Raw genomic sequence first — 7,895 nt, forward strand, 5'->3', positions numbered from 1 at the left:
CTGCGCCGTCGCGGCGAAGGCCGCGGCGCCCGCCGTCACCCCCAATGCAAGTTTCAAAAAGTTCCGACGCTCCATGACATATCCCTCTAGGCTACCGAGCAAGTGATGCAGAGGAAGTGTCGCGTTCACGACATGAACCAAGGCTGAATCAACCAAGGCTGAATCGTGGGTTCGCATTCACACGCGAAGCGACATGGCGAATTCGTAGCCCGGATGGAGCGCAATCCGGGATTCGTGCTTGGGGCGAAGACCCCGGATTGCGCTGCGCTCCATCCGGGCTACAGGACTTCGCTACTTCACAAACTCCTGCGCCAGCACCAGCGTCTCGCGCGTACGCTTCACGTCGGGCCAGTCGCGGTTGAAATCGGCGACGAGCTTTTGCAGCGCGTCACCTTTCAGCATCGCCGCGAGCCTGGCCTCGTCATCGAACTGATACATCGCCTGGTGCAGCGAGGGATCATCGAGGCTCCAGAACCGCACGGCTTTGCTGACACCGAATGCCTTCACCGCGTCGGGCAGATGTTCCGTCTCGTACCATCTGTCGAAGGCGGCGCGCTTGCTGGCGTCGGGGACGGTGGCGCGGACGACGAAGAAGGCTGATGGCATCGGGTTTCCTCCTCTTGTTTGAACCGAGACTAGCCGCTTCGGCCGCCGGCGACAAAAAGAGTTGGCACCGGTGTCGGAGTGGACACCCTTCACTCGTCCTTTGCTTCGAACAAGGACTCGGAGACTGCAAATGGCCGACCTCACCCTGACCACCTTCAATTGGGTTCCCGAACCACCGCGAGGCTTCGTGCGTGATCTGCGCGTGCGCTGGGCCCTCGAAGAAGCCGCGCTGCCCTATCGCGTCGCCAGCGCGCCTTTCGAAGATCGCGGGCCTGCGCATTTCGCGCACCAGCCGTTCGGCCAGGTGCCGTGGCTGACCGACGGCGACCTCTCGATCTTCGAGAGCGGCGCGATCCTGCTGCATCTCGGCGAGCGCAGCGCGAAGCTGATGCCCACAGGTCCGCGCAGCCGCGTCGAGACGACGGAATGGGTGTTCGCCGCGCTCAATTCGGTGGAGATGGCGAGCCTGCCCTGGGCGATGTCGAAGTTCATGGGACATCCGACCGACACACAGGCGTGGAAATTCGTGGACGACTTCCTCAAGCTTCGCCTGAAGCATCTCGAGCCGGTGCTGGCCAGCCGCGAATGGCTGGCCGGCTCCTTCTCCGTCGCCGACATCCTGATGTCGGACGTCCTGCGCGTCGTCGATGGTTTCGGCGGCCTGGCGGACAGCCCCGCCTGCCGCGCCTACGTCGCACGTGCCACCGGCCGCCCGGCGTTCATCAAGGCGCACGCGGACCAGATGGCGCATTTCGCCGCGGCGGATAAGGCGCGCGGGGCGTGACGTGCCTCACGCAATCAAGCCGGTGGGCGGCATACAGTCGTCGCCACCGGACAGAAGCAATTCGACAGGTGACACATGGTCCGCATCGAATATCTCAAACGACAGATCGCCCGCGCCGAGCGGCTGGCCAAAGCCATCCTCGACCGGCAAACTGCCGATCGGCTGCAAGCCTTCGCCGCCGAATGCCGCGCCGAATTGTCGGAGCTGACGGTCAAGACCGCCGCGTGAGGCGTGCCGGCGCTGGATGCGTTACACCAGCTTCAGCGGCGCATCGGCAACAACGCGCAGGTCGATACTGCCGATCAAGGCCGCACGTCGCGCCTCCGCAGTGCTGATGGCCTCGTCCGTCTGCCGCAGCGTAGAGACATTCGAGCCGAGCGAGACAATCCCGCCCAGCACCAGCGCAATCGATCCGAGCGCGGCGGTCTGACCAAAGCCGAAGAGGCCAAGGATCGTCACCAACAGCAGCGCCGCCCCGCCGCCGATGGCGATCTTGGACGCCAGGATGTACTTCCGGCACCGCTCGGCGAGCTCGGCAAGCCGCTCGATGCGATCTTCAATGTCGGAGATTTCGTCTGTCGGATCGTCTTCGGTCATGCCAATTCAAGAGAATTAGTCGCCCACATGAGCGAAGCGACCTGCGGGACCTAGGCAAAGACCCGGATGTCGCTTCCGCTCATCCGGGCTACGTTCATCTCACAACGGCAAATTGTCGTGCTTCTTCGCAGGCGTCTCCACCTTCTTGTCCTTCAGCATCGACAGCGCCCTTGCAATCCGCTTCCTCGTCGAGTGCGGCATGATGACGTCGTCGATGTAACCACGCTCGGCGGCGATGAAGGGGGACAGGAAGCGGTCTTCGTATTCCTTGGTGCGCGCGGCGATCTTGTCGGGGTCGCCGATGTCGCTGCGGAAGATGATCTCGACCGCGCCCTTGGCGCCCATCACTGCGATCTGGGCGGTCGGCCAGGCGTAGTTCATGTCGGCGCCGATCTCCTTGGAGGCCATGACGTCGAAGGCGCCGCCATAGGCTTTGCGGGTGATGATGGTGACCAGCGGCACGGTGCACTGCGAATAGGCGAACAGCAGCTTCGCGCCGTGCTTGATCAGGCCGCCATATTCCTGCGCGGTGCCCGGCAGGAAGCCCGGCACGTCGACGAAGGTGACGATCGGGATGTTGAAGGCGTCGCAGAAGCGCACGAAGCGCGCCGCTTTCCGCGAGGCATCGCTATCGAGCACACCGGCCAGCACCATCGGCTGGTTGGCGACGAAGCCGACGGTGCGCCCCGCGATGCGGCCGAAGCCGGTGACGATGTTCTTGGCGAACATGTCGGCGATCTCGAAGAAGTCGCCCTCGTCCACGACCTTCAGGATCAGCTCCTTCATGTCGTAGGGCTTGTTCGGATTGTCGGGGATCAGCGTGTCCAGGGACATGTCGACCCGGCCGATGTCGTCGAAGCTCGGCCATTCCGGCACGCCGTCGGTGTTGTTGGACGGCAGGAAGTCGATCAGGCGCCGCATCTGCAAGAGCGTCTCGACGTCGTTCTCGAAGGCGCCATCGGCGATCGAGGAGCGCGTGGCGTGTACCGAGGCGCCGCCGAGCTCCTCGGCGGTGACGACCTCGTTGGTGACGGTCTTCACGACGTCGGGGCCGGTGACGAACATGTAGCTGGTGTTCTTCACCATGAAGATGAAGTCGGTCATCGCCGGCGAATAGACGTCGCCACCGGCGCAGGGGCCCATGATAACGGAGATCTGCGGGATCACACCGGAGGCCAGCACGTTGCGGCGGAACACGTAGGAATAGCCGGCGAGCGCTGCGACGCCTTCCTGGATGCGGGCGCCGCCCGCGTCATAGAGGCCGATGATGGGCGCTCTCGCCTTCATCGCCATGTCCTGCAACTTGGTGATCTTCAGCGCGTGGGTCTCGGACAGCGAGCCGCCGAACACGGTGAAATCCTTGGCAAAGACAAAAGTCTTGCGACCGTTGACGGTGCCCCATCCCGTGACGACGCCGTCGCCGGGCACCTTACTCTTCTCCATGCCGAACTCGGTCGAGCGGTGCTCGACGAACATGTCGAACTCCTCGAACGATCCCTTGTCGAGCAAGAGCTCGATGCGTTCGCGTGCGGTCAGCTTGCCGCGGGCGTGCTGCGCCTCGATGCGCTTCTCCCCGCCGCCGAGCTTTGCGCCGGCACGACGATCTTCAAGGGCGTCCAGGATATGTTTCATTTGCTCCCGCCAAGTCTTAAGTGATGCGGGGTTCTAACACGGCATTTTGCGGGCCGGAAAGCCGCTTTCGCCGTCGCAGGGCTGCCCTGCCCCAGCGGGAAAGCGCAAGGAATTACAAAGTTTTGTCCGGGAGGCGAGCATGACGGAAGGAACGGCCGAGACGGGGGCGGCGACAGGCGGCGTCAACATCCTGCTGCGGCTGGAGGGCCTGACCCTGTTTGCGGGGATGGTGATGCTCTATGCGGCCTGGGACGGGTCGTGGCTGATCTTCGCCCTGCTGTTCTTCGTCCCCGATTTGAGCTTCCTGGCCTACCTGTCCGACGCCAGGTTCGGCGCGATGGTCTACAATGCCGCCCACAGCTACATGGCGCCGGTGGCGCTGCTGACGCTGGGCTTCGGCCTCGCTTCGCCCCTCACCCTCTCCATCGCCCTGATCTGGCTTGCCCATATCGGCATCGACCGGGCGCTCGGCTACGGCCTGAAATATTCCGCCGGATTCGGCTTCACCCATCTCGGCCGGATCGGGCGGCAGAGGGACGCCTGACGCCGGACGCAAAATTGGTGGCCCGGCCGGTTGACCGGGCCGGCCGATTCAGGCTTGCTTCAAGGCCTTGCGATCAGGCGCCGAATGTTGCGTGAGCCCAGTCGGTACGGCGGCGGTCATCATGCCCTGGCCCCAGCATCACCCATGTCCGCGACGGTCGTCCCACTGCCGCCGAACCCATCGTCCGAAACCATCGACTTCCTGCGCCGCATGGCCAGCATGGTGTCGGGACGGAACGGCGAGATGCTGCTGCGTGCAGCCAGCATGATCGAGTCGCTGAGCCAGCGGGCGATGTCGGCCGAACGGCTTTATCACCAGACGCAGGAAGAGAGCACGCGCAGCACCGAGCTGCGCGCGGCCGCCGAACTCGCCTCAGATGCCATGGTCGGCCAGATCGAGGCGCTGCACACCCAGCTTGCGGAAGCAGCGGCGGCGGCCGCCGCCGACCGCGCCGCCTTCGATGCCGAGCGCCACAAGTTGCTGGGCCTGATGCAGCACGCGGAAAGCCATATCGTCAAGCTCACGAGCGAGCTGGACAGCCTGCGCGCCTCCGTGGACAGTTTCAACGAGACCGTGGTCTCGGTGCCGATCGAGGTGCTGCGGCTGGCGCGGACGCAGTTCGACTATCTCTCGAGCGGCTTTGCGCGACGCGGCGACGTGATCTCGCAGGCCATGAGCGAGATCGGCGGCTTTGCCATCGACCAGGCCCTGACCGCGAAGAAGACGGTCGACAAGGGCTGATGCCGCCGCGCGTCAAATTGACAGCGCGCAAGCCGATTGGTCTACTCCCCGAAAATCACAAGGGAGGACCCGATGCCGACGGCATTCCGCGCCGCCATGGTGCTCATTGCGCTCTGCGTTTCCACCGTGCTCGCCAACGCGCAGGCGCTTCCCAAGGAAGTCGCAACGCGCGCCGAGATCTACCCGATCCTCTCGCTCACCCTCTCCGACCAGCAATTTTTGAGCGGCGATGCGGCCGCCGGCAAGCCGGTGACGGTTGCCGGCGAATTCCGCGTTGCACAGGGCACCGGCAAGATGCCGGTCGTGGTGCTGATGCACGGCTCCAGCGGTGTCGGCGCCACCACCGAGGCCTGGGTGCACGCCTTCAACGCGATGGGCATCTCGACCTTTGTGATCGACGGCTTTACCGGCCGCGGGCTGACGGTCGTGGGGCCGAACCAGGCCCTGCTCGGCCGGCTCAACCTGATCGTCGACATCTACCGCTCGCTGGAGATCCTGGCGAAGCACCCGCGCGTCGACCCCGATCGCATCGTGCTGATGGGTTTTTCGCGCGGCGGACAGGCGACGCTCTATGCGAGCCTCGACCGCTTCCACAAGCTCTGGAACAAGTCAGGCATCCAGTTCGCGGCTTATATTCCGTTCTATCCGGACTGCTCCACGACCTACGTTGGCGATAGCGAGGTCACCGCACGCCCGATCCGCATCTTCCACGGCACGCCGGACGACTACAATCCCGTCAAGAGCTGCAAGGCCTTCGTCGAGCGGCTCAAGACCGCCGGGCGCGACGTGGTGCTGACCGAATATCCTGAGAGCGCGCACGGGTTCGACAGCGGCCTGCTCGGCGTCAACACCGTGACCGTATCAGCCAATGCGCAGACCGTACGCAACTGCAAGATCAGGGAGGGTGACGGCGGCGTGCTGATGAATGGCGATACGAACGCGCCGTTCACCTACAAGGATCCCTGCGTCGAATTGAACCCGCATGTCGGCGGCAATCCAGTGACGGCCGCGGAGTCACGCAAGGCCGTGGAGGAGTTTTTGCAGGTGTTGTTCAAGCTGGGCTGAGAGCCAGCTTGGCTTTCATGGTTCGAGACGCGCCGTAAGGCGGCGCTCCTCACCATGAGGGTCCAATATCTCGCTGCGAAACAAGACCTCATCCTGAGGCCCGCCAAAGGCGGGCGTCTCGAAGGATGGCCGCAAGCTTCTTCTTACGCCAGCTAGATCGCGCCGATCTCGGCAAGGCAGGCTTGCGTCAGCGGCATGCGCTCACTGATGAGACGCGGCTCCTTGCAGTCCATGTTGAGCGCGAACACGGTGTGCGCCTCGCCCTTCTCGGCCCAGCCGACCATCCAGCCGAGCGACGGCTCGCCGCGCTCGGCGCCGAGCAGCCCAGACTTGGCGCGGATGACGCTGTCGCCCACCTTGGTAACCGGCAGGATGTCAGCGACGAGATCCTGGCTGCGCTTGCTGATCGGCAGCGCACGGCGGCGGAGCCGATCGACGAAATCGATCTGCTCGACCGGATCGATGCGCAAATTCCCGGTGAGCCAGAACTGGTCGATACCGCCGCCGATATCGCGATTGCCGTAGTCGAACTCGTCGACGTATTTCTGCATGCGCTCCTGCCCGATGCGCCGCGCGATCTCCTGATAGACCGGCACCGCACTCACCGCGATCGCACTGCGCAGCGTGTGATCCTTGTTCCAGGCCTCGATCGGGCGCTTCACGCCATCCCAGGCAAATACATCCTTGTCGGGGTCAGCGACCACGCCGTTCTCCAGCGCGATTAGCGAGTTGGGAATCTTGAAGGTCGAGGCCGGCAGCTTCCCCTCGCCCGAGCGCTCCTTGTCGCTGGCGACGACCAGATAGTCCTCGACCTTGTAGCCGACGAAGGTGCCTGATGTGCCGAGGTCGGTGAATCGCTTTGCGAGGTTGTCACGAATCTCGTTGCGCGGCGGCGCGACGTGGGCGAGCGCGCGCGAGGGCACGATTGTGGCTGCGGCGAGCAGGCCGAGAGTGGAACGGCGGGTGAGCAAGAGCGATGTCCGTTGAACGATGAAGGTGACGGCTACAATGCCGTCGATATCTGGTCAAACGATGACAGCTACCGCCCTCGGCCCGACAGCCGCAGCACGAAAACCAGCACCTCGGCGACCGCCTTGTAGAGGTCCGGCGGGATCTCCTCGCCGAGCTCGACCTTGGACAGCGCGCCGGCCAAGACCTCGTTTTCCTCGATCGGGATGTCGTGGGTCTTGGCGATCTCGACGATCTTTTCGCCGATCGTGCCCCTGCCCTTGGCGACGACGACCGGCGCGTTGGTGCCCTTCTCGTAGTGCAGGGCAATCGCAAGCTTGGATGGGTCGCTCATGTGGCGCGGTCCAGAAAGTGGCCGGCGCGGGCCGGTGCCGGTTGTGGTGGCGTGCCCTCGCGAACCACGATATCGCCGGGCTTGAGCTCGGCTCGCGTCAAAGCCTGATTGAGCTCGCCGATTCCGGCGTGGAGCTGCTGCGCCGTCGCCGGCCGCTCCGCCCACATCCGCACAAACGTCTTGTCGCCGTTCAGTGTGATCAGCGCATGGACCGGGCCGGCCGGCTCGACATTGAGCGAAAAGCGCGCGCGCCAGGCTTGCTTGGCGGGATCGGCGGATTCGTTGCCACCGTCACGCGAGATCTCGAACTGCGCCATCGCGGTGCCTTGCGGCGTCGCAAAGGGAATTTCGAAATTCCACTGCGGCACGGCCGGATCAACGCGGTGACCGCTGGCGTCAGCGCGATCGGGAAGCGAAGCGACCTGCAGCAGGGTCTGCCGCGCGATTGCGGCATCGGTATCGTCGAGCAGGCGATGCACGGTCGCGGAGAGCGGCGTGTCCGGTGCGAGCGATGGCGAGGCAATGGATTGCGGCGACGGCAGCGCGCCGTTGACTGAGCCGATCCGCCAATTCCCGAACATGCCGCTTCCCACTTGATTTGCCGAAGACCTTCGACGGAAGGC

At 64.4% G+C, this 7,895-nt stretch carries 12 protein-coding genes; 5 read left to right on the top strand and 7 right to left on the bottom strand.

Annotated features, from left to right (window positions below; translation table 11 throughout):
• On the bottom strand, positions 1-177 hold a 177-nt coding region (locus MOV75_RS42725), incomplete at its 3' end, for a twin-arginine translocation signal domain-containing protein (protein ID WP_309486950.1).
• Positions 178-291: 114 nt separating this feature from the next.
• Positions 292-606 (bottom strand): hypothetical protein, encoded by a 315-nt coding sequence (locus MOV75_RS19875; protein ID WP_246929051.1) that lies wholly within the window; start codon positions 604-606, stop codon positions 292-294.
• Between the two features lie 130 nt (positions 607-736).
• Between MOV75_RS19875 and MOV75_RS19880 the strand changes: the two genes are divergently transcribed.
• On the top strand, positions 737-1,390 hold the full coding sequence (locus MOV75_RS19880; RefSeq protein ID WP_246929053.1) for a glutathione S-transferase family protein: 654 nt from the start codon (positions 737-739) through the stop codon (positions 1,388-1,390).
• A gap of 75 nt (positions 1,391-1,465) precedes the next feature.
• Positions 1,466-1,618, top strand: coding sequence for a hypothetical protein (locus MOV75_RS19885; RefSeq protein WP_246929055.1), 153 nt, complete (start codon positions 1,466-1,468; stop codon positions 1,616-1,618).
• A gap of 21 nt (positions 1,619-1,639) precedes the next feature.
• On the opposite strand, the gene MOV75_RS19890 is transcribed toward MOV75_RS19885, so the two are convergent.
• Together MOV75_RS19890 and MOV75_RS19895 are read right to left on the bottom strand one after the other, a co-directional pair.
• A complete protein-coding gene (locus MOV75_RS19890; protein WP_246929057.1) occupies positions 1,640-1,987 on the bottom strand; it encodes a hypothetical protein in 348 nt (115 codons plus the stop codon).
• Between the two features lie 99 nt (positions 1,988-2,086).
• Positions 2,087-3,619: an acyl-CoA carboxylase subunit beta gene (locus tag MOV75_RS19895; protein WP_247006432.1), complete on the bottom strand. Its 1,533-nt coding sequence runs from the start codon at positions 3,617-3,619 to the stop codon at positions 2,087-2,089.
• A gap of 139 nt (positions 3,620-3,758) precedes the next feature.
• Here MOV75_RS19895 and MOV75_RS19900 point away from each other — a divergent pair, with 139 nt between their 5' ends.
• The 3 genes from MOV75_RS19900 (at position 3,759) to MOV75_RS19910 (ending at position 5,969) form a co-directional block, all read left to right on the top strand.
• The gene (locus MOV75_RS19900) at positions 3,759-4,163 is read left to right on the top strand and encodes a DUF4260 domain-containing protein (RefSeq protein ID WP_246929060.1); all 405 of its coding nucleotides are present in this window, start codon (positions 3,759-3,761) and stop codon (positions 4,161-4,163) included.
• Between the two features lie 144 nt (positions 4,164-4,307).
• The gene (locus MOV75_RS19905; protein WP_246929066.1) at positions 4,308-4,904 is read left to right on the top strand and encodes a hypothetical protein; all 597 of its coding nucleotides are present in this window, start codon (positions 4,308-4,310) and stop codon (positions 4,902-4,904) included.
• Between the two features lie 72 nt (positions 4,905-4,976).
• The gene (locus tag MOV75_RS19910) at positions 4,977-5,969 is read left to right on the top strand and encodes a dienelactone hydrolase family protein (RefSeq protein WP_246929068.1); all 993 of its coding nucleotides are present in this window, start codon (positions 4,977-4,979) and stop codon (positions 5,967-5,969) included.
• A 152-nt stretch (positions 5,970-6,121) separates the two neighbouring features.
• On the opposite strand, the gene blaOXA is transcribed toward MOV75_RS19910, so the two are convergent.
• From blaOXA to MOV75_RS19925, 3 genes are all read right to left on the bottom strand, one after another.
• Positions 6,122-6,940 carry a class D beta-lactamase gene (gene blaOXA, locus MOV75_RS19915; protein WP_247006433.1) on the bottom strand — a complete coding sequence of 273 codons (819 nt, stop codon included), beginning with the start codon at positions 6,938-6,940 and terminating at the stop codon, positions 6,122-6,124.
• Between the two features lie 68 nt (positions 6,941-7,008).
• Positions 7,009-7,272, bottom strand: coding sequence for an EscU/YscU/HrcU family type III secretion system export apparatus switch protein (locus MOV75_RS19920; protein ID WP_246929072.1), 264 nt, complete (start codon positions 7,270-7,272; stop codon positions 7,009-7,011).
• Positions 7,269-7,895: flagellar hook-length control protein FliK (locus tag MOV75_RS19925; protein ID WP_247006434.1), on the bottom strand; the 627-nt coding region annotated here is incomplete at its 5' end. The genes MOV75_RS19920 and MOV75_RS19925, both read right to left, overlap by 4 nt.

The sequence above is a fragment of the Bradyrhizobium sp. PRIMUS42 genome (assembly GCF_023006515.1).
Taxonomy (GTDB): domain Bacteria; phylum Pseudomonadota; class Alphaproteobacteria; order Rhizobiales; family Xanthobacteraceae; genus Bradyrhizobium.

Excerpts from the sequence above, each read along its gene's own strand:
- MOV75_RS19905 (WP_246929066.1), top strand. The coding sequence starts at position 4,308 with ATGTCCGCGACGGTCGTCCCACTGCCGCCGAACCCATCGTCCGAAACC.
- MOV75_RS19910 (WP_246929068.1), top strand. The coding sequence starts at position 4,977 with ATGCCGACGGCATTCCGCGCCGCCATGGTGCTCATTGCGCTCTGCGTT.
- MOV75_RS19895 (WP_247006432.1), bottom strand. The coding sequence starts at position 3,619 with ATGAAACATATCCTGGACGCCCTTGAAGATCGTCGTGCCGGCGCAAAG.
- MOV75_RS19900 (WP_246929060.1), top strand. The coding sequence starts at position 3,759 with ATGACGGAAGGAACGGCCGAGACGGGGGCGGCGACAGGCGGCGTCAAC.
- MOV75_RS19920 (WP_246929072.1), bottom strand. The coding sequence starts at position 7,272 with ATGAGCGACCCATCCAAGCTTGCGATTGCCCTGCACTACGAGAAGGGC.
- MOV75_RS19875 (WP_246929051.1), bottom strand. The coding sequence starts at position 606 with ATGCCATCAGCCTTCTTCGTCGTCCGCGCCACCGTCCCCGACGCCAGC.
- MOV75_RS19890 (WP_246929057.1), bottom strand. The coding sequence starts at position 1,987 with ATGACCGAAGACGATCCGACAGACGAAATCTCCGACATTGAAGATCGC.
- MOV75_RS19880 (WP_246929053.1), top strand. The coding sequence starts at position 737 with ATGGCCGACCTCACCCTGACCACCTTCAATTGGGTTCCCGAACCACCG.
- MOV75_RS19885 (WP_246929055.1), top strand. The coding sequence starts at position 1,466 with ATGGTCCGCATCGAATATCTCAAACGACAGATCGCCCGCGCCGAGCGG.